This window comes from Micromonospora sp. NPDC049089 (genome assembly GCF_040648775.1).
In the GTDB taxonomy this organism is placed as follows: domain Bacteria; phylum Actinomycetota; class Actinomycetes; order Mycobacteriales; family Micromonosporaceae; genus Micromonospora.
Genome location: NZ_JBEZEH010000065.1, coordinates 1 through 23,753, shown reverse-complemented (window position 1 = coordinate 23,753; position 23,753 = coordinate 1). Strand labels below are relative to the sequence as shown.

The 23,753-nt window shown below is 72.3% G+C and carries 19 protein-coding genes and 1 pseudogene; 8 read left to right on the top strand and 12 right to left on the bottom strand.

Annotated elements, in window-relative coordinates; all coding sequences use genetic code 11:
- Positions 1-3: 3 nt before the first annotated feature.
- Positions 4-519: a MarR family transcriptional regulator gene (locus tag AB0B48_RS13805; RefSeq protein ID WP_357200542.1), complete on the bottom strand. Its 516-nt coding sequence runs from the start codon at positions 517-519 to the stop codon at positions 4-6.
- A gap of 123 nt (positions 520-642) precedes the next feature.
- Here AB0B48_RS13805 and AB0B48_RS13800 point away from each other — a divergent pair, with 123 nt between their 5' ends.
- Positions 643-2,769, top strand: a complete 2,127-nt coding sequence (locus AB0B48_RS13800) for an efflux RND transporter permease subunit (protein WP_357200539.1) — start codon at positions 643-645, stop codon at positions 2,767-2,769.
- A gap of 46 nt (positions 2,770-2,815) precedes the next feature.
- On the opposite strand, the pseudogene AB0B48_RS13795 reads toward AB0B48_RS13800, so the two are convergent.
- Positions 2,816-3,691, bottom strand: a pseudogene (locus tag AB0B48_RS13795) (lytic transglycosylase domain-containing protein).
- 34 nt (positions 3,692-3,725) lie between these two features.
- Complete coding sequence (locus AB0B48_RS13790; RefSeq protein ID WP_357200536.1) at positions 3,726-5,147, bottom strand: DedA family protein; 1,422 nt, start codon at positions 5,145-5,147, stop codon at positions 3,726-3,728.
- Positions 5,148-5,280: 133 nt separating this feature from the next.
- Here AB0B48_RS13790 and typA point away from each other — a divergent pair, with 133 nt between their 5' ends.
- The 3 genes from typA (at position 5,281) to AB0B48_RS13775 (ending at position 8,893) form a co-directional block, all read left to right on the top strand.
- Positions 5,281-7,149: a translational GTPase TypA gene (typA, locus tag AB0B48_RS13785; RefSeq protein WP_357200533.1), complete on the top strand. Its 1,869-nt coding sequence runs from the start codon at positions 5,281-5,283 to the stop codon at positions 7,147-7,149.
- A gap of 115 nt (positions 7,150-7,264) precedes the next feature.
- Entirely contained in the window at positions 7,265-8,116 is an 852-nt protein-coding gene (locus tag AB0B48_RS13780) for a serine hydrolase (RefSeq protein WP_357200530.1), read from the top strand.
- A 75-nt stretch (positions 8,117-8,191) separates the two neighbouring features.
- Positions 8,192-8,893: a lysoplasmalogenase gene (locus AB0B48_RS13775; protein ID WP_357200527.1), complete on the top strand. Its 702-nt coding sequence runs from the start codon at positions 8,192-8,194 to the stop codon at positions 8,891-8,893.
- Here AB0B48_RS13775 and AB0B48_RS13770 read toward each other — a convergent pair.
- Entirely contained in the window at positions 8,862-9,659 is a 798-nt protein-coding gene (locus AB0B48_RS13770) for a tyrosine-protein phosphatase (RefSeq protein WP_357200524.1), read from the bottom strand. The two genes, AB0B48_RS13775 and AB0B48_RS13770, sit on opposite strands and share 32 nt — an antisense overlap.
- 44 nt (positions 9,660-9,703) lie before the next feature.
- Between AB0B48_RS13770 and AB0B48_RS13765 the strand changes: the two genes are divergently transcribed.
- Both AB0B48_RS13765 and AB0B48_RS13760 read left to right on the top strand, forming a co-directional pair.
- On the top strand, positions 9,704-10,801 hold the full coding sequence (locus AB0B48_RS13765; protein WP_357200521.1) for a dipeptide epimerase: 1,098 nt from the start codon (positions 9,704-9,706) through the stop codon (positions 10,799-10,801).
- A gap of 59 nt (positions 10,802-10,860) precedes the next feature.
- The gene (locus AB0B48_RS13760) at positions 10,861-11,784 is read left to right on the top strand and encodes an NlpC/P60 family protein (RefSeq protein WP_357200519.1); all 924 of its coding nucleotides are present in this window, start codon (positions 10,861-10,863) and stop codon (positions 11,782-11,784) included.
- A gap of 110 nt (positions 11,785-11,894) precedes the next feature.
- Here AB0B48_RS13760 and AB0B48_RS13755 read toward each other — a convergent pair whose 3' ends face one another.
- From AB0B48_RS13755 to pnuC, 3 genes are all read right to left on the bottom strand, one after another.
- Complete coding sequence (locus tag AB0B48_RS13755) at positions 11,895-12,893, bottom strand: TerC family protein (RefSeq protein WP_357200516.1); 999 nt, start codon at positions 12,891-12,893, stop codon at positions 11,895-11,897.
- 317 nt (positions 12,894-13,210) lie between these two features.
- Positions 13,211-14,335: an AAA family ATPase gene (locus AB0B48_RS13750; RefSeq protein ID WP_357200513.1), complete on the bottom strand. Its 1,125-nt coding sequence runs from the start codon at positions 14,333-14,335 to the stop codon at positions 13,211-13,213.
- Positions 14,332-14,988 carry a nicotinamide riboside transporter PnuC gene (pnuC, locus tag AB0B48_RS13745; RefSeq protein ID WP_355010261.1) on the bottom strand — a complete coding sequence of 219 codons (657 nt, stop codon included), beginning with the start codon at positions 14,986-14,988 and terminating at the stop codon, positions 14,332-14,334. The genes AB0B48_RS13750 and pnuC overlap by 4 nt, the downstream gene beginning before the upstream one ends.
- A 117-nt stretch (positions 14,989-15,105) precedes the next feature.
- Here pnuC and AB0B48_RS13740 point away from each other — a divergent pair, with 117 nt between their 5' ends.
- Positions 15,106-15,399, top strand: a complete 294-nt coding sequence (locus AB0B48_RS13740; RefSeq protein WP_357200510.1) for an antibiotic biosynthesis monooxygenase family protein — start codon at positions 15,106-15,108, stop codon at positions 15,397-15,399.
- A gap of 121 nt (positions 15,400-15,520) precedes the next feature.
- On the opposite strand, the gene AB0B48_RS13735 is transcribed toward AB0B48_RS13740, so the two are convergent.
- The 4 genes from AB0B48_RS13735 to uvrB form a co-directional block, all read right to left on the bottom strand.
- Positions 15,521-16,378 carry a helix-turn-helix transcriptional regulator gene (locus tag AB0B48_RS13735; protein WP_357200507.1) on the bottom strand — a complete coding sequence of 286 codons (858 nt, stop codon included), beginning with the start codon at positions 16,376-16,378 and terminating at the stop codon, positions 15,521-15,523.
- A 196-nt stretch (positions 16,379-16,574) separates the two neighbouring features.
- Positions 16,575-16,943 (bottom strand): VOC family protein, encoded by a 369-nt coding sequence (locus tag AB0B48_RS13730; protein WP_357200503.1) that lies wholly within the window; start codon positions 16,941-16,943, stop codon positions 16,575-16,577.
- 90 nt (positions 16,944-17,033) lie between these two features.
- Complete coding sequence (locus AB0B48_RS13725) at positions 17,034-17,843, bottom strand: helix-turn-helix domain-containing protein (RefSeq protein WP_357200500.1); 810 nt, start codon at positions 17,841-17,843, stop codon at positions 17,034-17,036.
- A gap of 82 nt (positions 17,844-17,925) precedes the next feature.
- On the bottom strand, positions 17,926-20,034 hold the full coding sequence (gene uvrB / locus AB0B48_RS13720) for an excinuclease ABC subunit UvrB (RefSeq protein WP_355010256.1): 2,109 nt from the start codon (positions 20,032-20,034) through the stop codon (positions 17,926-17,928).
- A 206-nt stretch (positions 20,035-20,240) separates the two neighbouring features.
- On the opposite strand from uvrB, the gene AB0B48_RS13715 reads away from it, so the two are divergent.
- A complete protein-coding gene (locus AB0B48_RS13715) occupies positions 20,241-22,268 on the top strand; it encodes a hypothetical protein (RefSeq protein WP_357200496.1) in 2,028 nt (675 codons plus the stop codon).
- Between the two features lie 8 nt (positions 22,269-22,276).
- Here the strand turns inward: AB0B48_RS13715 and coaE are convergent, their stop codons facing one another.
- The gene (gene coaE, locus AB0B48_RS13710) at positions 22,277-23,458 is read right to left on the bottom strand and encodes a dephospho-CoA kinase (RefSeq protein ID WP_357200493.1); all 1,182 of its coding nucleotides are present in this window, start codon (positions 23,456-23,458) and stop codon (positions 22,277-22,279) included.
- Positions 23,459-23,753: the final 295 nt, after the last annotated feature.

Below are 23,753 nucleotides of genomic sequence, written 5' to 3'. Positions count from 1 at the left end.
CGGTCAGCCCGTCGGGCGCCGGGGTGACTCCGGCCGGGTGGCGCGCACCGCGTCGCGGTGCCCGCGCAGCGACTCGCTCATCTCCTCCATGAACCGGTGCACCACCTCCAGCTCGTCCTCGCTGAAGCGGGCCATCACCGTGTCGGTACGGGCGCCCAGCGGCCGGAAGAACTCCATGGCCAGCGCGGCGCCCTGGTCGGCGTAGTGCAGCAGCACCTTGCGCCGGTCGACGGTGTCCCGGTCGCGGCGGATGTGCCCGGCCCGTTCCAGCCTGTCGATCAGGGCCGTGACCGAGCCGGAGGAGAGGTTCAGGTGCTCGCCGAGACGGCCGGGGGTGATCGGGTCACCGAGCAGCTCGGCGTCCATCACCGCGATCAACGCCTGAAGGTCGGTCGGGTTGAGGCCGTGCAGGTTGGCGAAGGCGTGGCCGACCTGCTGGGCGTCCACCGCGTACCGCCGGAGGTTGTTGGTGATCTCCGCGGCCAGCTGCTCGCGGCGCGTGTCGCGCCGTCGGTACATGCCGTGAGTCGCCACCTCGCGCCGCTCTTCCCGTCGTTGATCCCCCGGGTTGCAGCATAGAACAGCCCCGGATAATCTCGGCTATCAAGATACTCGACTTCCGAAGGACCTTGAGGTCACCTGATGTCTGTGTTCACCAGAGTCGCTCGTGGCCGGCTGGCCGCCTGGCTCACAGTGGCCGCCGCGATCGTCGTGGGCGCTGCCGTCTTCGGGACACCCCAGCCGGACAACCCGGCGCCGGTCTCCGCCACCGGCCTGTCCGTGCAGTGGCAGTCGACCCAGGTGCAACGCCTGCAGGATCAGCTGCCCTCCAGCGACGTGCAGCCGGCCATCGTGGTGATCAGTCGCGGTGACGGCGGCGCGCTGAGCGAAACCGACCGGGCGACCGTCGGCGCTCGCGCCGACGACCTGCGCCGCTTCGCCGTGGGTGGGCAGGTAAGCCCCGCCCAGGTCTCCCCGGACGGCGCGGTGGCCCTGGTCGCCGTGCCGCTGGACACCGCCGGCGGGCAGGAGGTCGTCACCGACGCGGTGACCCAGCTGCGCGCCACCCTGGCGGACCTGCCCGACGGGCTGACCGCCGAGGTGACCGGCTCCCCGGCGTTCACCGCCGACCTCTCCTCGGTGTTCGACGGCGCCGACGTCACCCTGCTCGTGGTGACCGCCGCCGTGGTCGCGCTGCTGCTGCTGATCACCTACCGCAGCCCGTTCCTGTGGATCGTGCCGCTGGTCGTGGTCGCCGCCACCGAGCAGCTCACCCTGCGCGCGGTGGACGTCATCGTGCCGGGTGTCGGCATCAACCTCCAGCAGGGTCAGGTCACCGGCATCGCCAGCGTGCTGGTCTTCGGCGCCGCCACCGACTACGCGCTGCTGCTCATCGCCCGCTACCGGGAGGAGCTGCGCCGCGAGGAGGACCGGTTCGCGGCGATGCGCGCCGCGTTGCGCCGCACCGCGGAGCCGATCCTCGCCAGCGGCGGCACCGTCGTGCTCGGCGTGCTCACCCTGCTGCTCAGCGAGCAGGAAACCAACCGGGCACTGGCCGTGGCCTGCGCCACCGGTGTGGTCTTCGCCATGCTCTCGGCCCTGTTCGTGCTCCCCGCCGTGCTGGTGCTCTTCGGTCGGGGCCTGTTCTGGCCGTTCGTGCCCCGGGTCGGCGGCCCGGTACGCGAGGGTCGGCTCTGGGGTCGACTCGGCGCCGCCGTGCAACGCCGCCCGGTGGTGGTCGCGACGCTGGCCACTGTGCTGCTCGGCGGCCTGGCGCTGGGTGGGCTCGGCATCCGTACCGGCCTGTCCGAGACCGAACAGTTCCGGGCCGAGCCCGAGGCGGTGACCGGCGCACAGACCCTGGCCAGGGCCTTCCCCGCCGGCAGCACCCAGCCCGTCGCCGTGATCACCACGCCGGCGGCGGTGCGGGCGGTCACCGACGCCGCCACAGCGGTACCCGGTGTCGCCTCGGCGCGCCCCGGCGACGCCGGCGCGGCCGTCGCCCAGGTCGACGTGGTCCTCGACGCCGAACCCGGCACCACCGCCTCGGACCGCGCGATCGAGGCGCTGCGCGCGGCGGTCGCCGCCGTTCCCGACTCCGCGCCGCCGGCCGCCGCGGGCGCCGACGCCCCGTCCGGGGCGATCGTCGGTGGCTCCGTGGCCGCCACGTACGACTCCGACGAGGCCAACGACCGGGACCTGCGGCTCATCCTGCCGATCATCCTGCTGCTGGTCGGCGGCGTGCTCGTGCTGCTGCTGCGCGGTCTGCTCGCGCCGCTGCTGCTGGTGCTCACCGTGATCGCCTCGTACTTCGCCAGCCTCGGCGCGGCCTGGCTGCTCTTCGACCACGTGCTGGGCTTCCCGGCACTGGACAGCGGTGTGCTGCTGCTCGCCTTCGTGTTCCTGGTGGCGCTCGGGGTGGACTACAACATCTTCCTGGTCACCCGGGCCCGGGAGGACGCCCGCAGCGCCGGCACCCGCGCCGGGATGCTCTCCGCCCTGCGGGTCACCGGCGGTGTGATCACCAGCGCCGGAGTGCTGCTGGCCGCAGTCTTCGCCGTGCTCGGTGTGCTGCCGCTGATCACCCTGACCCAGATCGGGATCATCGTCTGCATCGGTGTGCTGCTCGACACCCTGCTGGTCCGGACGGTCCTGGTGCCGGCGCTGGCGTTCCTGCTCGGCGACCGCTTCTGGTGGCCCGGCCGCATCACGCCCGACCCGGCGCAGGCCACCCCGCGCTCGCCCGAGCCGGTCGCCGCACACGACTGACCGACACGTCGGGGCCGCGGCGAACCCGCCACGGCCCCGGCGAGGGTCAGTACGCCAGGCAGACGCACTCGTTCATCAGTGCCCGCACGTTGCGCACGTACGACGGGTTGGGGATCGTCAGCGGCTTCCCCTCCTGAGCCACCGCACCGTGCCCGAAGTTGTACGCGGCGATGACGGCGTTGAGCAGGCAGGAATTCAGCTCGCTGGAGCACAGTGCCGGGTCGAGCCGGAAGTCTGACTCGAAGTACATGTCGCCGATGTACTTCGTCGCCCAGGCCAGGTAGGTGGCGCCGAGGTAGGCGTTGTCCTGGTACGCGTCGATCTTGTAGCTCTTCTCGAACCGCTGGTTCATCCACGTCGCGGTGTCCGGCATCACCTGCAACAGCCCGACTCCACCGTCGCAGGCGTAGATGTTGGACTGCCAGCCGCTCTCCTGCCACGCGGTGGCCTTGAGCAGGTTGAGCGGGATCTTGATGTCGGGGGCCGACACCGGCCAGTAGGTGCGGCTGGCCGCATCGGTCAGCGCCGCCTTCACCTCGGACCGGGACGCCTGGCTGCCCTTGTAGGTCGGCTAGCAGGAGCTCGGCGCCGGCTTCGGCGGCGCCGGGGGAACCTCGGTCTCGGTGGGCGGCTTCGGCACCGGGCGCGGCTTCGGCGCCGCCCGGGTCGGCTTCTTCGTCGTCTTCGGCTTCGGGGTAGCGCTCCGACTCGGCGCGGAACCCATCGATTCCACGGCGCTCACCGACGGGCTCGGCTCCCCGTCGACCTCGTCGGACGGGGCATCGGTCGGCCCGTCGGTGATGGCGACCGGCGCGGCCACGCCCGATGGGCTCTCCCCCTTGGCGGCGCAGCCGACGAGCGCGCCCGCCAGCACAAGCCCGGCGAGCACTGCGGCGCCCAGCCGATCGGTGCGTCGAACCATGCCTTTGCCTCCCCCGTGTGATTGTCGCCGCACCCTAACAAGGTTCGACCGGGCGGCGTTGCCCCTGCGACGGCCGCCGGGGGGCCTGGTCCACCGGGGACTGACCATTGCCCACCGCACGGTCCCGGGTCGCCCAGGCGACCATGAACACCACGGTCCAGAGCACCCCGAGCAGCACCGCCGCGGCCGTCCCGCTCGCCGTTTCCAGTCCGAGATAGAGCCGCGCGCCGCCGATCCCGAGCACCCCCGCCGCAGCGGCGGTCCAGGCAGCCACCGCCACCGGCCAGCGGGCGCTGCGCGACACCAGCCACGCCAGGGTGCAGAAACTCGCGGCGACCACGGCGCTCTGGGTGGAGAGCGCAGCCACCTCACCGCCGCCCGGGGCGGTCCCGTGCAGGCCGGTCAGCTCGGCCACCACGGCCAGCACCACCAGCGGCACGAACGCGCCCGCCGTACCGACCACGCTGAGCAGATCAGCACGCCAGGGTCGGTTGCGCCACGCCAGCACCGCCGCCACCAGCGCCACCAACAGGATCAGCACCGACCCGCGTACCACCGACACCACGACCAGTGTGGCGTCGGCGGCGTCCGGGGTACGCCGAGCCGCGAACCACCCCGCGACAGCGCCGTCCAGCGCGGCCAGACCACTGTTGCGGACCGCCAGCGCGAGCAGACCGGCGATGGCGAGCCCGGCGGCGAACAGGAGCAGCAACCCGGCGGCCAGATTGAGCAGCAGCGTCCAGGCCGGGCCGATCCGCATGGCAACCAGGAAGAACAGCACCCCGTAGCGGGCGGTGAGCCACCGCACCGGGGGCAGAGCGCCGGCCCGGGACAGCAGCGCGCGCGCCGGGTCGGGGTTGCGGCCCAGCCACCGACCCACGAGCACCACACCCACCAGGCCGGCCAGCAGCAGGAACGCCACCCCGGTGGCCCGGCCCAGGAGCCGGGAGACCGTGTCGTACGACTCACCGGCGAGGTGACCGAGCAGCACCGAGCCGCCCACCCAGGTCACCACCCCGGCCAGGTTCCAGAGGGCGAACCGCCGGTACGGCATACCGGCCGCACCGGCCAGCCGGGGCACCAGGGTTCGGGCGAAAGCCACCCATCGGGCGGCGAACACCCCCCGCCCACCCAGGCGGGCCAGCATGGCGTCGGCGCGGGCCCACCGCTGCGGCCCGACCCGGTGACCCAGCCCGGCGCGCAGCCGGGAGCCGTACCGCCGCCCGGCCCGAAAGGCCAGCCCATCGCCGAGGACCGCCGCGACGATCATCGCGAGCAACGCCGGCCCGAGCCGCAAGGTACCGTTGTAGGTGAGGAAGCCGACGAGCAGCAGGGTAGCCTCACCCGGCACGAGCAGGCCGAAGATCACCGCGGTCTCGCCCGCCACGATCAGCGCGGCGACCAGGTAGATCCACAGGGTGGGCAGACCCTGCACCCAGGTCAGCAGGTCGTGCACTCAGGCCCCCAGGACACGGGAGCCAGCATGCCAGCCGGGGGAACCACCGGCACAGCGGTTTCACCATAGATCAGGGGCACCTGGGGGTGACCCCGACGCAGCCTGCGCGAGCGCAGGCGGAAGGATAGAGGGTATGCAGCTTCGCACCGACCTCCGCAACGTCGCCATCATCGCTCACGTCGACCACGGCAAGACCACCCTGGTCGACGCCATGTTGCGGCAGGCCGGCGCGTACGGCGCACGCGGCGAGAACACCGAGCGGGTGATGGACTCCGGTGACCTGGAGCGGGAAAAGGGCATCACGATCCTGGCCAAGAACACCGGTGTGCGGTACCTGCCGGCCGACGGCTCCGACCCGGTCACCATCAACATCATCGACACCCCCGGCCACGCCGACTTCGGTGGCGAGGTGGAGCGCGGCCTGACCATGGTCGACGGTGTGGTGCTGCTCGTCGACGCCAGTGAGGGCCCGCTGCCGCAGACCCGTTTCGTGCTGCGCAAGGCGCTGCGGGCCCGGATGCCGATCATCCTGGTGATCAACAAGGTGGACCGTCCGGACGCCCGGATCAAGGAGGTCGTGGACGACACCTACGAGCTCTTCCTCGACCTGGACGCCGACGAGGAGCAGATCGACTTCCCGATCGTCTACGCCTGCGCCCGCGACGGCATCGCCTCGCTGACCCAGCCCGCCGACGGCTCGGTGCCCGACGACAGCACCTCCCTGGAGCCGCTGTTCCGCACCCTGCTGGACACCATCCCGGCACCCTCGTACGAGGACGGCGCGCCGTTGCAGGCGCACGTCACCAACCTGGACGCCTCGCCGTTCCTCGGCCGGCTCGCGCTGTGCCGGGTCCGCCAGGGCACCATCAACAAGGGTCAGACGGTGGCGTGGTGCCGCACCGACGGCAGCACCCAGCGGGTCCGCATCTCCGAGATGCTGATGACCGAGGGCCTGGAGCGCACGTCGGCCGAGACCGCCGGCCCGGGCGACATCATCGCCGTCGCCGGCATCCCGGAGATCATGATCGGTGAGACCCTCGCCGACGTCGAGAACCCGGTCGCGCTGCCGCTGATCACCGTTGACGAGCCGGCCATCTCGATGACCATCGGCACCAACACCTCGCCGCTGGTCGGCCGGGTCAAGGGCTCCAAGGTCACCGCGCGGATGGTCAAGGACCGGCTCGACAAGGAGCTGATCGGCAACGTGTCCCTGCGGGTCCTGCCGACCGAGCGGCCGGACGCCTGGGAGGTGCAGGGCCGCGGTGAGCTGGCGCTGGCCATCCTGGTCGAGCAGATGCGCCGGGAGAGCTACGAGCTGACCGTCGGCAAGCCGCAGGTGGTCACCCGGGAGATCGACGGCAAGACCTGCGAGCCGGTCGAGCGGCTGACCATCGACGCCCCGGAGGAATACCTGGGCGCGATCACCCAGCTCCTCGCCACCCGCAAGGGCCGGATGGAGCAGCTGGTCAACCACGGCACCGGCTGGATCCGGATGGAGTGGCTGGTGCCGGCGCGCGGCCTGATCGGCTTCCGCACCGAGTTCCTCACCGACACCCGGGGCACCGGCATCCTGCACCACGTCTTCGAGTCCTACGAGCCGTGGTTCGGCGAGCTGCGTACCCGCAACAACGGTTCGCTCGTCGCCGACCGGTCCGGCGCGGTCACCGCCTTCGCGATGATCAACCTTCAGGAACGCGGCCAGCTCTTCGTCGACCCCACCACCGAGGTGTACGAGGGCATGATCGTCGGGGAGAACTCCCGCTCCGACGACATGGACGTCAACATCACCAAGGAGAAGAAGCTCACCAACATGCGGGCGTCGACCTCCGACGAGACGGAGAAGCTGATCCCGCCGCGCAAGCTCTCCCTCGAGCAGGCCCTGGAGTTCTGCCGCGAGGACGAGTGCGTCGAGGTCACCCCGACCGCCGTACGCATCCGCAAGGTAGTGCTCGACCAGCAGCAGCGGGGCCGCGCCGCCGCCCGCCGCAAGCACGCCGGCTGACCCACCCCAGCACCCGGCACCGGGCGCGTCGACCGCTTGCGGTCGGCGCGCCCGGTCGCTTTCCCCCCGACGGGTACGCGAGCCCACCCGCACCTGATCCGCTACGGTCACCGGCATGACCTGGGATGATCTCGACGCCCACCTGGACGGGGTGCCCGGCACCGTCTCCGCGTACGTGGGGCGCCTCCACGCGCCGCCGACCTGGACCCGCCACGCGGACGCCGGCCACTACGCGGCGAGCACCATGAAGGTGGCGGTGCTCGCCACGCTGCACCGCGCCGCCGAGGCCGGCACCCTGGACCTGGACGCCCCGGTCCCGGTCGTCAACGACTTCGCCTCCGCCCAGCCCGGCGCACCCCGCTTCGCCAACGCGCAGCCCTACGACAACGACGACGCGGTCTGGGACCGCATCGGCGGCACCGCGACGCTGCGCTGGCTGGCCGACCGCATGATCGTGCGCTCCAGCAATCTCGCCACCAACCTTGTCCTCGGCCACGTCGGGCTGCCCGCGGTCGCCGAGGTCTGGGCGCTCGCCGGCGCCCGCAACAGCGTCACCGGCCGCGGCATCGAGGACTTCGCCGCCCGCGAGGCCGGCATCACCAACACGGTCACCGCCGCCGACCTGGCCGCCCTGCTCGGCGCACTGGCCACCGGGGCCGACACCCCCGGCCCACTCGCCTCACCGGCGGCCTGCACCACCATGCTGGACGTCCTGCTCGCCCAGGAACACCGCGAGGACCTCGCCGCCGGCCTGCCCACTGGCACCCGCATCGCGCACAAGAACGGTTGGGTACGCGGCGTCCGCCACGCCGCCGGCGTGGTGCTGCCCGACGACGCCCCGCCATACCTGATCGCCGTCTGCACCACCACCGACCTGGCCGACGGCGACGACCAGGTGGAGGACGACGCCTGCCTGCTGCTCGCGCACATCTCGGCGCAGGTCTGGGCCGCCCGCCACCACCTCTGACCCGCCAGCCTCGGCGGTGATGCCAGCACCGCCGACTGCGGCTACGCTGCTCGCACCCCCACCCCGGAGCCGCCGATGCCCCGCAGTCGCACCGTGCTGATCGCCTTCCTCGTCGTGACGGCCGCGAACCTGCTGGCCAACGCCACCGGCGGCGGCCTGGCCTTCCTGCTCACCAAGCCGCTGCTGATGCCGCTGCTGGCCGCGTACCTCTGGCGGGTCAGCACCGAACGCGCGGCCCGACCGGACCGGCTGCTGCTCGCCGCGCTGGCCTTCGCCACCGGCGGCGACATCGCCCTGATGTTCGACGGCACCGGCTGGTTCCTCGCCGGCATGGCCAGCTTCCTCGGCACGCACCTCTGCTACCTCGCGGCCTTCACCCGACGCGGCGCCGCGACCGCGCTGCGCCGTACGCCGCTGGCCGCCGTCCCCCTGGGGTACGCGGCGCTGACCGTCATCGCGCTGACCTGGATGTGGGCCGGGCTCTCCGATGCCGGGCTGGCCATACCGGTGGCCGGTTACGCGATCGCGCTGGCCGCCATGGCCAGCACCGCCGCCACCCAGGGCTGGCGGGTCGGTGTCGGCGCGTCGCTCTTCCTCGGCTCCGACCTGCTGATCGCCGCCGGGGTGGCCGAGGTGGCCCAACCACCCGGCGCGCCGGTGCTGGTCATGGCGACCTACGCCGCCGGCCAGGCACTGATCGTCACCGGCTGCGCCGCCCGCACCGGCACACCCACCGACGCGCCGGTCACTCCAGCAACTGCGCCCGCAACGCCCTGAGGTCGGAGTCGGTGAGCCCCAGCCCGTCGCGCAGGTACGCGTCGAACGAGCCGTGCACCCGACGCACCTCGGCGTAACCGGCGTCGAGATACTCGGCGCGGACCTCCAGCACCGGCACCACCGCGTCGACGTCCAGCTCGGGATTCCGCCGACGCATCGCCTCGACGATCACCGCCCGCAGGCTGTCGGTCAGCTCGTTGTTGCGCAGGTAGTCGGCGCGAACGGCAGCCTCGTCCACCCCGAGCGCCGTCAACAGGATGACGGTCAGCCAACCGGTGCGGTCCTTGCCGGCGGAGCAGTGGTAGAGCAGCGGCAGATTTTCCGGGCGGGACGCCAGCCGCACCGCCTCGGCGAAACCGACCCGCGCCGACTCACCGGTGACGAACCAGCGGTAGATCGCCTCCATCGCTCCCGCCGTGCCCTGCCGGGCCAGCTCGGCGTACGCGTTCAGGTCGTGTCCGAGCAGCACCGCCGAGACGTACGTGAAGACGGGGTGCTCCGCGTCGTGCACCGGCAGGCGCACCACCCGTGGTTCACCGGCGAAGCGGTCCTCCGGCGCGACCGCGATCTCCGAGGCGTCGCGCAGATCCACCACGCACGCGGGCCCCAGCTTCGCCAGGACCGGCAGGTCCTCGTCGGTCAGCCGACCCAGAGCCGGAGTGCGGATCAACTGGCCGACCCGGACCCTCCGCCCGTCCGCGCCGACGAGCCCGCCCAGGTCACGCGCGTTCGGCGCACCCACCAGCTCCCAGCCCTGCCCGGTCATGCGGTCTCCCCTCCGAAGGTGAACCTCCGTATAGGGTGCCTGACATGACGATCTCGGCGGTACGCACCCACCGGGTTTCCGCCCCCTTACACACCCCGTTCGTCACCGCGCTACGTCGCACCACCACAGTGGACACCCTGGTCGTCGAACTCGTCGACAGCGACGGCCGGTCCGGCTTCGGTGAGGCGCCGCAGGTCTGGCAGGTCACCGGCGCGTCGGTCGCCGGGGCGCAGGCGTGCGTCCGCGAGCTGCTCGGCCCACGGCTGATCGGCCGTGACCCGGACGACCTGGTGACCCGGTGCGCCGAGGTGCAGCGCGCCGTGGTCGGCAACGAGGCCGCGAAGGCGGCGGTGGACGTCGCCCTGCACGACCTCGCCGCGCGGCGACTGGGCGTACCCCTGGTGCGGTTGCTCGGGGGCACCACGCTGCGGGTCCCGACGGACGTCACGCTGGCGGCAGGCGACGCGGTGGACCTGGCGACCGCGGCACGGCAGCGCCAGGCCGACGGCTTCGGCGTGCTCAAGTTGAAGGTCGGCACCGACGCGGCCGGTGACCTGGACCGGGTACGCGCGGTCCGGGCGGCCGTCGGCCCCGGCACCCGGATCCGGCTGGACGCCAACCAGGGCTGGACGCCCCGGGAGGCGGTCCGGGTGATCCGCGGCATCGAGGACGCCGGGCTCGACGTGGAGTTGGTCGAGCAGCCGGTGGCCCGCTGGGACCTGGACGGGCTGGCCTGGGTCAGCGACCGGGTGTCCGTGCCGATCCTGGCCGACGAAGCGGTCTTCGGGGTGCGTGACCTGGTGGAGGTGATCCGCCGCCGGGCCGCCGACCTGGTCAACGTCAAGCTGGCCAAGTGCGGTGGACTGCACCCGGCCCGCACCCTCCTCGACCTGGCCTCCGCGCACGGCCTCGGCACTGTGGTCGGCTCGATGATGGAGAGCCAGGTCGGCATCGGGGCGGCCGCGAGCCTGGTCGCCGCGTACGGCACCACAGCGGTTCCCGACCTGGACGCCGCCTGGTGGCTGGCCTGGTCACCGGTGCAGGGCGGCATTCGCTACGACGGGGCGACGGTGGTTCTGCCGGATGCCCCTGGCCTGGGCATCTCCGGCCTCGCTGAAGCAAAAGTGCAGGCCCATGGTTGATGGCTGTCGGTTTCTTTCATAGGGTTCCCCTGGACAGCCGACACGATCTGGGGGTTGACGTGGAGCTGCAACCGGGCCGCGAGGCCGTCGTCCGGGTCGCCGTGGCGACACTGTGGACCTACCCCGAGGCCGTCCGCCCGGTCGACCGTCCGGCGCTGACCGCCGGCGTCGACATCCCGACCTGGGTCTCCGGGATGGACACCGACCAGCAGGTCGGCGACTGCGTGCTGAGCCAACTCCTGCTCGGCGAACGGGTCCTCGTCAGTGAGCTACGCCCGGACGGCTGGGCCCGGGTCGTCGCCGTCGAACAACCAGCCGCCAAGCTGGATCCCCGCGGCTACCCGGGTTGGCTTCCCGCCGAGCAGTTGGCCGTTCTCGACCCGACCCACACCGGCACCGACCACCCGCTGGTGGTGGACGCCACGGTCACCGGGCTGCACGCCGCCCCGAACGGGCCGGTGGTGCTGCCCGGCGTCGTCGTCGGCACCCGGCTCGTCCCGGCCGGCCCCGCGCTCGACGACTGGCGGCCGGTGCACGTCCCCGGTCGGGCCACCCCGCTCTGGCTGCCCGACCGCCACCTCGTGTCGTCGGCGGTCGCGTCGCCGGCCGCCGCGCAGGCGCTCGCGGTGGCACAGCGCCTGCTGGACGTGGTCTACATCTGGGGCGGTCTCTCCGCGCACGGCATCGACTGCTCGGGGCTGGTGCATCTGGCCTGGCGGCGGTTCGGGGTGCTGCTGCCCCGCGACGCCGACGATCAGGCAGTGGCCACCACCCCACTGTCGTTGGGCGCGGAACGCCCCGGCGATCTCTACTTCTTCGCCCGACCGGGCCGCAAGATCCACCACATCGGCATCGTCACCGCCGCCCCCGGCGACGGCGGCCAACGCCGGATGCTGCACGCCTGCTACCGGCGACGGCGGGTCATCGAAGAGGAACTGCCGGCAGACCGGACCGCCACACTGGTGGGCGCGCACCGGGTCTAGGGCGGGTCTCTGTCGACCCGAGCCGGAGCCCAGGCATCTGGGCCCGGCGCAGGCCGGCCGGCACTTCCGACACCGGCCGGGTGCCTGTCCGCACCCGGCCGGTGGACCGGTCAGTGTCGGGCCTCGGCCAACTCGCGACGCCGGTCCCGGGAGGACTTCACCAGGCTCGCGGCGGTGGCGATGCCCAGGGTGCCGATGATGACCAGCAGCGACAACCAGATCGGGATGTGCGGCGCCCAGCCGACGTGCTCGCCACCGTTGATGAACGGCAGGTTGTTGTCGGCCAGTGCCTCCAGCACCAGCTTGACCCCGATGAACCCGAGCACGACGGCCAGGCCGTAGCTCAGGTAGATCAGCCGGTCCAGCAGGCCACCGAGCAGGAAGTAGAGCTGCCGGAGGCCCATCAGCGCGAAGACGTTCGCGGTGAAGACCAGGTACGGCTCCTGGGTGATGCCGAAGATCGCTGGGATCGAGTCCAACGCGAAGATCAGGTCGGTGGTGCCGATCGCGATCATCACGATCAGCATCGGGGTGAACAGCCGCTTGCCGGCCACCTGGGTGGTCAGCTTCGCGCCGTCGTAGTCCTTCGAGATCGGCAACGCCTTGCGGCTCCACCGGATCAGTACGTTCTCGGAGAACTCGTCCTCGTCCGGCTCACCCTGCCGGGCCAGGTTCACCGCGGTGTAGATCAGGAACGCGCCGAAGATGTAGAAGACCCAGGAGAACTGCGTGATCAGCGCCGCACCCGCGGCGATGAACCCGCCGCGCATCACCAGCGCCAGCACGATGCCGACGAGCAGCACCTTCTGCTGGTACTGCCGAGGCACCCCGAAGCGCGCCATGATGATCACGAAGACGAAGAGGTTGTCCACCGAGAGGCTGTACTCGGTGAGCCAGCCGGTGTAGAACTGGCCGGCCGCGCTGGCCCCCGAGGTCAGCCAGACACCCACACCGAAGAGCAGGGCGAGGCCGACGTAGAAGGCGACCCAGAGGCTCGACTCCCGCACACTCGGCTCGTGCGGGCGCCGACCGATGATCAACAGGTCGACGAGCAGGACCGCAGTCAGTGCGACAAGCGTCCCCGCCCACACCAATCCGGACACGTCCAACGTTCATTCCTCCGGCAGACACGCGGCGTCGGGCACACCGTACGCCCCTGCGGGAGCCGGCGTGCCGCTGTCGCTCACTCTGGTGACTGTCGGAGGTCTCTTCCGCCGCCGCCCCTGGGGGGCGGCGACCTACGGGGCCGGGTCGGGCACCGTGGTTCCGGCGATCGACCGTGCTGACGACTCCGTTGCGGGGGAATACTCCCCTCCTCGATGACCATTGTTGCCCACCACGCCCCGTGATCACACCCCGGGCACCCGGTGGCGCCGGACACCACTCGACGCGTCGCACCGCACACCCACTAGGGCTTCCTAGGAGGCTAGTGCACGTCGGGTGCGGCGATCGGGTCGGCGAGCGACCAGCCGGCAGCGAGCAGGTCGTCGCAGGCCCGCACCGCCGCGGCCAACCGATCGGCGTGCGACCCGGTCAACTCCACCACCGGCGCGCCACACCCGGCCAGCTCGGCCCGGAAACGCTCGGTCATCCAGGCCCGCAGGTGCTCACCGTCGCGCAGCCCGTCATCCGTGAACGGCACCCCCCGGTGATCCGTCAGCAGATACAGCGCCGGCCGGCGGGCCGCCACCCGTACCTCCTCGGAAGCGCTGCCCAGGTAGCGCTCCTCCCACACCGCCGTCGCCCGCGCGTCGGTGTCGCAGACCAGCAGCGGCCCGCTCGTCCGGGCCGCCGCGTCCTCGGCCGCCTGCTGCTCGCGCACCACCGCGCGGAAGTCGTCCCGGTCCCAGGCAACGTCGAAGACGGTCGCCTCCGGCGCTCGTTCCCGCAACCGGGCCAGCTTGCGAGCGGTCAACTCCCGGCCGTACTCCGGCACCCAGGACGTGCCGTAGTGCCCGGCGAGCGCCGCCGCCATCGTCGTGGTCCCGGTCGACTCGGCCCCGACCACCACCACCCGACGGGCGAACCACGCCCGCACCGGCGGGCTCAGCCACCGCCAGTGACCCGCCGGGTCCGCGCGCACGGCCGTCCCGGACACCGGCACGGTCCGCCGGTCCGGATCAACCGACACGGGTACGGCGTGGAAGCGGCGCGCCAGCTCGACGCCGTACGCCTCGGAGGAGAAGACCGCGTCCACCGACCCCGACCCGACCGCCTCGCGGAACACCGCGCAGTGCGCGTCCCAGACCGCCGGATCGGCGTAGTCCACCGGGTGGTCGTCGTACCGGCCGACGACGCGGACCCACGGCGTGTCCGCGTGGACCTCGCGCAGCCAGTCGAGGCGCAGCGGAAGCGGAATGGACTCCCGACGCGAGGGCGCCACGACGACGGTCACCTCGGCGCAGCGGGCGGCGGCGGCCCGGATCAGCGCGTGGTGCCCGGCGTGCGGCGGATAGAACTTGCCCACCACCATCCCGTGCCCGAACTCGGCGGCAGACCGACGCGACGGCCCGCGTGGTGCCGGCGGCCGGCCGGATGTCGCGGGGTTCACGCGGTGACCGGGGCCGGGCCGGGCGGAACCGCGCTCGGCCGGTCGGCCCGACGCAGATCGGCGCGCCAGGCCCGCAACCCGAGCACGCACAGGGCGAGGAAGACAAGGTAGAGCACGGCCGTCAGGTGCAGCCCCTTGTACGCGTACAGCGGGATGTAGATCAGGTCGGCGGCGATCCAGAGCCACCAGCTCTCCACCCGCTTTCGGGTCTGCCCGTACGTGGCCAGCAGGGACAGCGCCGTGGTCAACGCGTCCGGCAGCGGCACTGTCGAGTCGGTGGCCCGGTCCAGCAGGACCCAGAGCGCGCCGGTGAGCAGCAGCCCGGCGGCGGCCAGCCCCAGCCACTCCCGCCGCCCCGTCCGGCTGACAGTGAGCCGGGTACGCCGCTCGCCCCCGAACAGCCAGTGCCACCAGCCGTAGCAGCCGAGCGCGACGTAGACGACCTGGAGCCCCGCGTCGGCGTACAGCCCGGCGGTCCAGAACAGCACCATGAGCAGCAGCACGTTGGCGATGCCGATCGGCCAGTTGGCGATCTTCTGCCGGGCCACCAACCACACGTTGAGCACACCGGTTCCGAACCCCAGCAGCTCCGCCCAGGTGGTGCCCGTCCCGGCCACCCGAAACGCGGTGCCGGTGAGCCAGTCGATGATCACGAGGCCACCCTAGGGTCCGTGTCAACGCCCTCTGTCGAGCCGAGGCGGAGTCCAGGCAGTGGTCCAGCACGGACCCGCGACACCGACCGGCCCGACCGCCGTGGGAGGCTGTCCGACATGGTGCTTGAGGTCGCGTTGATCGACGTACTACCCGGACACGAGGACGCATTCGCCGCCGCGTACGCCGAGGGTCACCCGGTGCTCGCCGGAGCGACCGGCTGCCGGTCCGTGCGGATGACCCGAGGAATCGAGTCACCGACCCGGTTCGTGCTGCTCGTCGAATGGGACTCGGTCGAGGCGCACGAGAACAACTTCCGGGCCACCGAACGGTTCGACGCATGGCGGGCGCTCATCGGGCCGCACTTCGCGGGACCGCCCATTGTCGAACACTTCCTCGACGTACCGGCCTAAGCCAAGCTGTCGTACCCCGCGGTTATCGTGCCGGGCGCACGCGCCGGCCGCCGGCCCCGACGGGCTCGGGGGCGCCGGGTCCGGTGGCCGCGCGGCGCGTCACCGTCGGCACGGTCAACACTCACTCGCCGACGCGGCGGGCCAGCACGGTGACCGTCTCCTCCGGTGACAGCGCCGCGGCCAGCAGCGCTGCGGTCATCCGCTCGTAGCGGTCGACGTCGAGCACGGTGGCCAACCGGATGTCGGTGGTCAACGCCTCGAGCATGACCGTGCGCGGGTCCGCCGGGTCGGGAAAGGCGTAGCAGGAATACGGTGTGAGCGGATGCAGCCCGCCACCGGCCGCTCCGCGTGGCAACAGCCGCACCGTCACGTGGGACAGGCCGGTCACGGCGACCAGGTGACGCAACTGTTCACGCCAGACCGCCACCGGCAGGTCACCCGGGTCGCAGACAGCCTCGGCGAGCACCGCCGTGTAGCGCGGCGGGTAGGCACGCCGAAGCACCTCCTGCCGCAGTGCCCGCGCGCGCACCTCGGCCTCCACATCGACGTCCGGCGTGAGCTGGACGCCGGCGCTGACCAACACCCGGGCGTACGCGGGCGTCTGGAGCAGCCCCGGCACCACCGACGGCTGGTACTCGACGATGTCGGCGGCGCCCGCCTCCAACTCGGCGTAGGTGCGCTGCCGTTCGCTCATCTCGCCCAGCGTCTTCCACCAGCCTCGGCTGGTCGCCGCATCCCGGGCGATGACGATCAGCGCCTCCCGCGCGGGCGTGGGCACCTTGTAGACGTCCAGCAGGTCGAGCACGTCGGCGAGGTCCGGGCGACTCTGACCCAGCTCGATGCGGGACAGCTTCGACGTCGAGGCCCAGCCCAGCCGGTCGCAGACCTGCTCCAGGGTCAGCGACTCGCGCCGACGGAGTTGGCGCAGCTCTGCGCCGAGACGTGCACGTCGAATGACAGGACTTGTTGGCAGCGGCATCCCGGCCTCCCCACCGAGGGAGACTACGCAGGACGATCACCCAGTGCAATAGCTCGCTCGCGCACCGCAATCAGGGTATTCGACGCCGCTGGCCGGACCGGCTCGCCGGAGCAGATCGTTTCCGCAGGTCAGCGCGGTTGCGGGTCGCGAAGGCTGATCGCGGCGGGCCGGCCATCCCCGATCGGCGTGGCCGGACTCAGGGTCGGTAGGTGCCGAAGGACCAGACGTAGCCGGCCAGATCGCGGGCCGCGTAGTCACGGGAGCCGTAGTCGGTGTCGAACGGCTCGCGGATGATCTCGGCGCCGGCCGCGCGGGCCTGGGCGCAGTGGGCGTCGACGTCCGGCACGGCCACGTAGACCGACCAGTCGTCGTCGGCCGGCCGGGGCGGGGCCTCGGCCCGACCACCCAGCATGATCATGCCGGTGTCGAGGACCAGCTCGGCGTGCGCGACCGCACCGTCCGGCGCCTCGTGCACGGCGTGCACCCGGAAACCGAAGGCGGCACCGAGCCAGTCGATCGCGGCGCGGGGATCGGGATAACGGAAGATCGGATAGATGGTTCGCATGACCCGATTCTGCGGCCGGTGGCGCGGCTCCGGATTGGACGAATGTGACCTCGGCGGGTCGCCGAACCGGCTCGGGTCGGCCGGCGGCCGTCAGCGGCCGGAGAGCAGCGCGGCCGGCGTGGCCCCCGCGAACTCGTGGAAGTCCCGAATCAGGTGGGACTGGTCGTAGTAGCCGCAGCCCGCCGCCACGGCGGCCCAGTCGACTCCCCGCCCGGCCTCGCCGGCGTGGGTCGACGCGGCCTGAGCCTGCTGGAAACGCAGCAGCCGGGCGGCCATCTTGGGCGGCAGCCCGACCTCCTGCCGGAATCGGGACGCGAGGTGCCGGCGGCTCCAGCCCAACTCGTCGGCGAGCACACCGACGCTCCCCCGCCCACCGCTGGCGGCCAGCCACCGCCACGCCCAGTCGAGCCGCGGGTCCACCGGCGGGGACGCCGCCAGCCGGGTGGCGAGCACCCGGTCGAGGAGGTCGAACCGCTCCGACCAGCCGGCGGCCTCGGCGAGCCGGTCGCGCAGCCGATCCAGCCAACGGCCCGGGAGCTGCCCGACGCCGACGGCCCGATTGGTGAGCTCACCCAGGGGCAGACCGAGAAGCCGGCGGGCGGCCAGAGGGGCGAGCAGCAACTCGACGCCCTCCCCCACGCCCACGGTGCGCGTGGTGCACCAACTGTCGAAGGTGCCGGCCACGAACGAGTCGACAGCAGTGACACCACGCTGCGCGCTACGGCGGTCGGTCACGTCCAGCGGAGCGCCCCAGCCCAGTATCAGCACCACGAAGACGCCGGCCGACTCCCGGCGGACCAGTGGCACGTCCGCTCGCTCCCGGTAGCCCACGTACCTGTCGACGAACGGACGCAGGCTGACGTCGGGCAGCCCGAAGACCATCTCGCCGATCGGCGCCACCGCCGTCAACAGTGCCCGCCCTTTGCGTGCCCCGGTCGGCCGGGCCCGAGCGGTGCGCTGGGCGGGGCCGACCGGGTGGCCGTCACTTCACGCCGGCGGCGTCCATGCCGCGCAGCTCCTTCTTCAGGTCGGAGACCTCGTCGCGGATCCGGGCCGCCAACTCGAACTGGAGCTCGCGGGCGGCAGCCAGCATCTGGTCGTTGAGCTCCTGGATGAGCTGAGCGAGGTCGGCGCGGGCCATCCCCTCCCGTGAGGTGACGGTCGCGGCGGACCGGCTCCGGCTGCGGGTCTCCTTGACCGGCGCCTTGCCTCGGGAAAGCTGACGCACCGCGCCGCCGACCCGGGAGTTTTCGGTGTCCTCCGCCTCGCGGTAGATGTCGTCCAGGATGTCGTGGATCTTCTTACGCAGCGGCTCCGGGCTGATGCCGTGCGCCTCGTTGTGCGCGATCTGCTTGGCCCGACGCCGATCGGTCTCGTCGATCGCCGCCGCCATCGACGGGGTGATCTTGTCGGCGTACATGTGCACCTGGCCGGAGACGTTACGGGCGGCCCGCCCGATGGTCTGGATCAGCGACCGGCCGCTGCGCAGGAAGCCTTCCTTGTCGGCGTCGAGGATCGCCACCAGCGACACCTCGGGCAGGTCCAGACCTTCGCGGAGCAGGTTGATGCCGACGAGCACGTCGTAGTCACCCTTGCGAAGCTCGCGCAGCAGCTCCACCCGGCGCAACGTGTCGACCTCCGAGTGCAGGTAACGCACCCGGATGCCGTTCTCCAGGAGGTAGTCGGACAGGTCCTCGGCCATCTTCTTGGTCAGCGTGGTGACCAGCACCCGCTCGTCCCGGTCGGTCCGCAGCTTGATCTCGTGCATCAGGTCGTCGATCTGGCCCTTGGTCGGCTTGATCACGACCTCCGGGTCGACCAGACCGGTAGGTCGGATCACCTGCTCGACGAACTCGCCCTGAGCCTGCTCCATCTCCCAGGTGCCGGGGGTCGCGGATAGGTAGACCATCTGGCCGACCCGCTCCAGGAACTCGTCGAAGCGCAGCGGCCGGTTGTCGGCCGCGCTGGGCAGCCGGAAGCCGTGGTCGATGAGCATCCGCTTGCGGGACGCGTCGCCCTCGTACATGCCGCCGATCTGCGGGATGGTCACGTGCGACTCGTCGACCACCGTGAGGAAGTCGTCGGGGAAGTAGTCGAGCAGGGCGTGCGGCGGGCTGCCGGGCAGCCGCCCGTCCATGTGCATCGAGTAGTTCTCGATGCCGGAGCAGAAACCTACCTGCCGCATCATCTCGATGTCGTAGGTGGTGCGCATCCGCAGCCGCTGCGCCTCCAGCAGCTTGCCCTGCCGCTCCAGCTCGGCGAGGCGCTCGGCCAGCTCGACCTCGATGTCACGGATCGCCCGTTCCATCCGCTCCGGGCCGGCCGCGTAGTGGGTGGCCGGGAAGATCACCAGCTGGTCGACCTCGCGGACCACGTCACCGGTCAACGGGTTGAGGTAGTAGAGCTTCTCCACCTCGTCACCGAACAGCTCGATCCGGATCGCCAGCTCCTCGTACGCTGGGATGATCTCCAGCGTGTCGCCGCGAACCCGGAAGGTGCCTCGCTGGAAGGCCATGTCGTTGCGGGTGTACTGGATGTCGACCAGCCGGCGCAGCAACTGGTCGCGGTCGAGCTCCTGCCCGATCTGCACCTTCACCGCCCGGTTGAGGTACTCCTCCGGGGTGCCCAGGCCGTAGATCGCCGAGACGGTCGCCACCACGATCACGTCGCGGCGGGTGAGCAGCGACATCGTCGCCGAGTGCCGCAGCCGCTCCACCTCCTCGTTGATCGAGGAGTCCTTCTCGATGTAGGTGTCGGTCTGCGGGATGTACGCCTCGGGCTGGTAGTAGTCGTAGTACGAGACGAAGTATTCGACCGCGTTGTGCGGCAGAAGCTCGCTGAACTCCTTGGCTAGCTGTGCGCAGAGCGTCTTGTTCGGGGCGAGCACCAGGGTGGGCCGTTGCAGCCGCTCGATCAGCCACGCCGTGGTGGCGCTCTTGCCGGTGCCGGTCGCGCCGAGCAGCACCGTGTTGCGGTCGCCGCGCCGAACCCGGCGCTCAAGGTCATCGATGGCCGCTGGTTGGTCGCCGGCCGGCTGGAAGTCACTGACGACCTGGAAGCGGCTGTCCAGCCGGGGAATGTCGAGCGCCATGCCATCAACGGTACGCCGGAGGTCCGACAGGAACGGCCGTCACGCCAGGTACGTGATCGGCTTCAATATTCCCATTGTGTGGCCCATGTCACCGGGACTACCCTCTTCATGTAGGCCGCTCGCGGCGGCCGACCGGGCCGGTGGCCAGGCCAACATCACGGCCGGTCGCCCCCGGCACTGCGGTCGCAGCACCCGGCTCGTCCGGCGTGCGCACCCGTGTGGTCGCGCTCGAGGCGCAGACCGGCCGCCGCGAGCGCCCCTGCTCGTCACCCCGGTGCCTCCCCGCCCGTTTCATCTCCGTGGACACCTCTCCGACCCCGGCGCCCGACACCGCCCGCACCGCCACACCCTCGCCCGACGACCCGAGCACCGGCAAGGGCCCGGCCAGCGGCAGCGGCCCGAGCACCGGCAAGAGCCCAAGCACCGGCAAGAGCCCGACCGGCGGCAAGGGCACGAGCACCGGCAAGGGCCCGGCCGGCGGCCAGGCCACGACCAGCGGCAAGGGCCCGACCAGCGGCAAGGGCGCGATCGGCGGCAGCGGGCGGCACCGCACCGGCCCGGCCGGCGGCACCCCGGCGGTCGGGCGAACCGACGACGCCAGGAACACGTCCACGGCCGGCCGAACCCCCGACACCGGGAGCAGGCCCACAGCCGGCCGGTCCGCTGGCGGCGCGCGCCGAGCCACCGCCGGCCTCAGGACCAACGACACGCGGCGGGCCGCCGCCGAGCGGAGCCTCGCGGAGAACCGCGAGACCACCCGCAGCGGCGACACCGCCGACACCGCCGGGCCGCCCTCGGCCGGCCGTCGTCGGCGTACGGTGCTGCTGTTGCTCGGTCTGACGGCGGTGACGTCCGCGACGGCGCTGGTGCTCGGGCTGTTGAGCTGGGCGCCCGACCCGCCCGAGCCGGCCCGGCCGCTGACCCTGGCGGAGGGTGAGCGGCTGGCCGCCGTGCGGGTCACCAACCTGCGGGACCTGCGCGCCGGCGTACGGGTCACGGCCGGTACCGGCGCCGCCCGCCTCGAACTGGTGGGCTGGGTGGACTGGTCCCGGTCACTGCTCTACCTCGACGTGGGCGGGCCGGGAGCGGGTGCCGAACGCGGGCTGTTGCAGAAGAGCGGTCCGGTGCTGGTGATCCGGCCCGATCCGGCGGCGGTGCCCACTCCCGCCGCACCACCACTGATGCCCCCGACGGACCGGTGGCAGCTGCACCGACCGGCACCCGGGGCGCACCTGACACCGGTGCTCGACCTGCTCCTCGATCTCGCGGCCGACCGCCCCGACCCCACGACCCGGACGGCACCGTCCGACGGGGCGCGCTGGATCGCCCGCGAGGCCGTCCCGGCCGGCCCACTGGACGTCATGCAGGCACCACTGCCCAGCGGCACGCCAGCCACCAGCACGACCATCGGCACCCCCAGCGCCGCGACGCCCGCCCCGGACGGACACACCCGGTACTGGCTCGATCAGGACGCCCGCCTGCACAAGCTGGTAACCGTGCTGCCCGGCACCGGGCCGGTCACAATGATCTTCAACCGCGAGGACCGGCCGACACTACGACCGGTGGACGCGCTCGGCGGTCGCCCCGGTCTGCCCCGCGCGCTGACCGACGCCGAGCAACGTCGGCTCGACCGGCTGCCGGCCCGGCTCCGCGCCCACGGCGGTGCCACCGTGACGCTGACCGCACCGATGGGCACTGAGACGAACCTGCGGGGCGCAGGCTGGTTGAGCTGGACCGCGCGCAGCGCGTACCTCGCGGTCGCCGACCTGGGCGTACCGGATCGCCGGACCCTGCTGCGCCGCGACGCCGCCGGCCTGGCCCGGGCGGACCTGCCCGCGGCCGACGGTGGCGGCGGCACCGCGGAGGTGCCGGCCCGACCGCCGCTACCGCCCCCGACCGGGGGGTGGCGCGTCTCCCGGCCCGCCCGAGACGACCTGAGTGTGCTGGTCGACGCCGCGATAGCCGCCGGGTCGGTCGGGCAGCGGGGCGTGGCCGTGCGGGTACGCGAGGACGTCATTGCCGGACGAACAGTGGACGTCATCGAGTCGGGCCCGGCCGACGCGCGGCTGCGTTACTGGCTCGACCGGGACGGGTCGCTCCGCCGGCTCGAGTTGCAGACCGACGCCGGCGCGTGGGCACACCTGGATCTCCAGCCCGCAATCGTGCCCCGACTGGCTGCCAACCCTCGACCCCCGGCCCCTCGACCTTCGGCCCCTCGGCCCGGTGCCCGCTGACCGATTCCTCAGGGACGCCAGCCGGTCTGCGCGGCCCACTGCTCGGCCCGCAGGTACTCCTCGTCGAACCATGGGTTGCGGCCCGTCCCGGAATCGCCGGCCACCGGGGCCGCGTCGATGAGGTCCCGCTTGAGCAGCAGATACGTGGCTCGCTGATCCGGGTCGGCACGCAGGTGGTCGCGCATCAACAGCGCGTACCGCCAACCCGGCGAATCCGCCACCCGCACGTGCAGACGAACGGGGCGGGCCGGGTCCGCACTACCGTGCAACCGCTTCTCCCAGCGGCCCCTGCCGGCCGGACGCGGATCGTCCCACCACTGCCCCGGCACCCGTGGGAACCCGGCGCTCGCCAGCCGATCGGCCAACGGCCCGTCGGCGTCGGCGAGGCTGGCGATCGCCACCTGCACGTCGATGACATTCTGCGTGGCCAGGCCGGGCACCGCCGTCGAACCGATGTGATCGATCCGGAGGGCACTCGAGCCGAGCGCGTGCTGGATCCGGGCGGCCAGCCGCGCGTACTGCTCCGGCCAACTCGCGTCGGCCCAGGCCAACTCGGCCTCGTCGGGCGCGACCACCCGCCGCTGGCGCAGATTGTCCTCGTAGGGCACCAACCGCTGCTCCCAGAGCAGGTCGACGGCGTCGTGCAGCGCCGTCAGGCTCCCGTCGTTGGTCAGCACCACGTCCGCCGCTGCCCGGCGACGCGCGTCGTCGGCCTGGGCGGCGATCCTCCGCTCGGCCTCCGCGCGACTCATCCCCCGGTCACGCGCCAGCCGCTGCAGTCGGGTCGCCACGGCCGTCTGCACCACGACCACCAGGTGGTACGTCGGCGCGAGACCCACCTCGACCAGCAGCGGTACGTCGTTGACGACTATGGCGTCGGGTGCCGCCGCGGCGGCCAGTTCCGCGGTGCGGGCCCGGACCCGGGGGTGGGTGATCGCCTCCAGCCGACGACGGGCGGTCTCGTCAGCGAACACCACCGCTCCCAGTGCGGCACGGTCCAGTGCGCCGTCGGCGTCCACCACCGCGTCGGAGAAGGCGGCGACGATCTCGGCCAGCCCGTCCGTACCCGGCGCCACCACCTCCCGGGCCACCCGGTCGGCGTCAATCAGCACCGCGCCCCGCTCGACGAGCCGCGCGGCCACCGAGCTCTTTCCTGACCCGATCCCGCCGGTCAACCCCACCCTCAGCACCCGCACAGTCAACCGGATCGACAAGCCCGCCGCCAACCCACCCACGGCCCGGCGACCTCGCCACCACCCCACCCCGGGACTCCGCCCGCGCCCGCTTCGACCGGCCCCCGCCGCACCCACACGGGCCACCTACGCACCGCACCCCGCGTCCCGCATTTCCCACCCCACGCCCGCACCCCACACCCTCACCCCTGCCCGCGCCCGCACCCGCACCCGCGCCCGCGCCCGCGCCCGCGCCCGCGCCAAGATCACCGCAACATCAGGGATGTTGCTGCCTCCGGCGCGCGCGAGACAG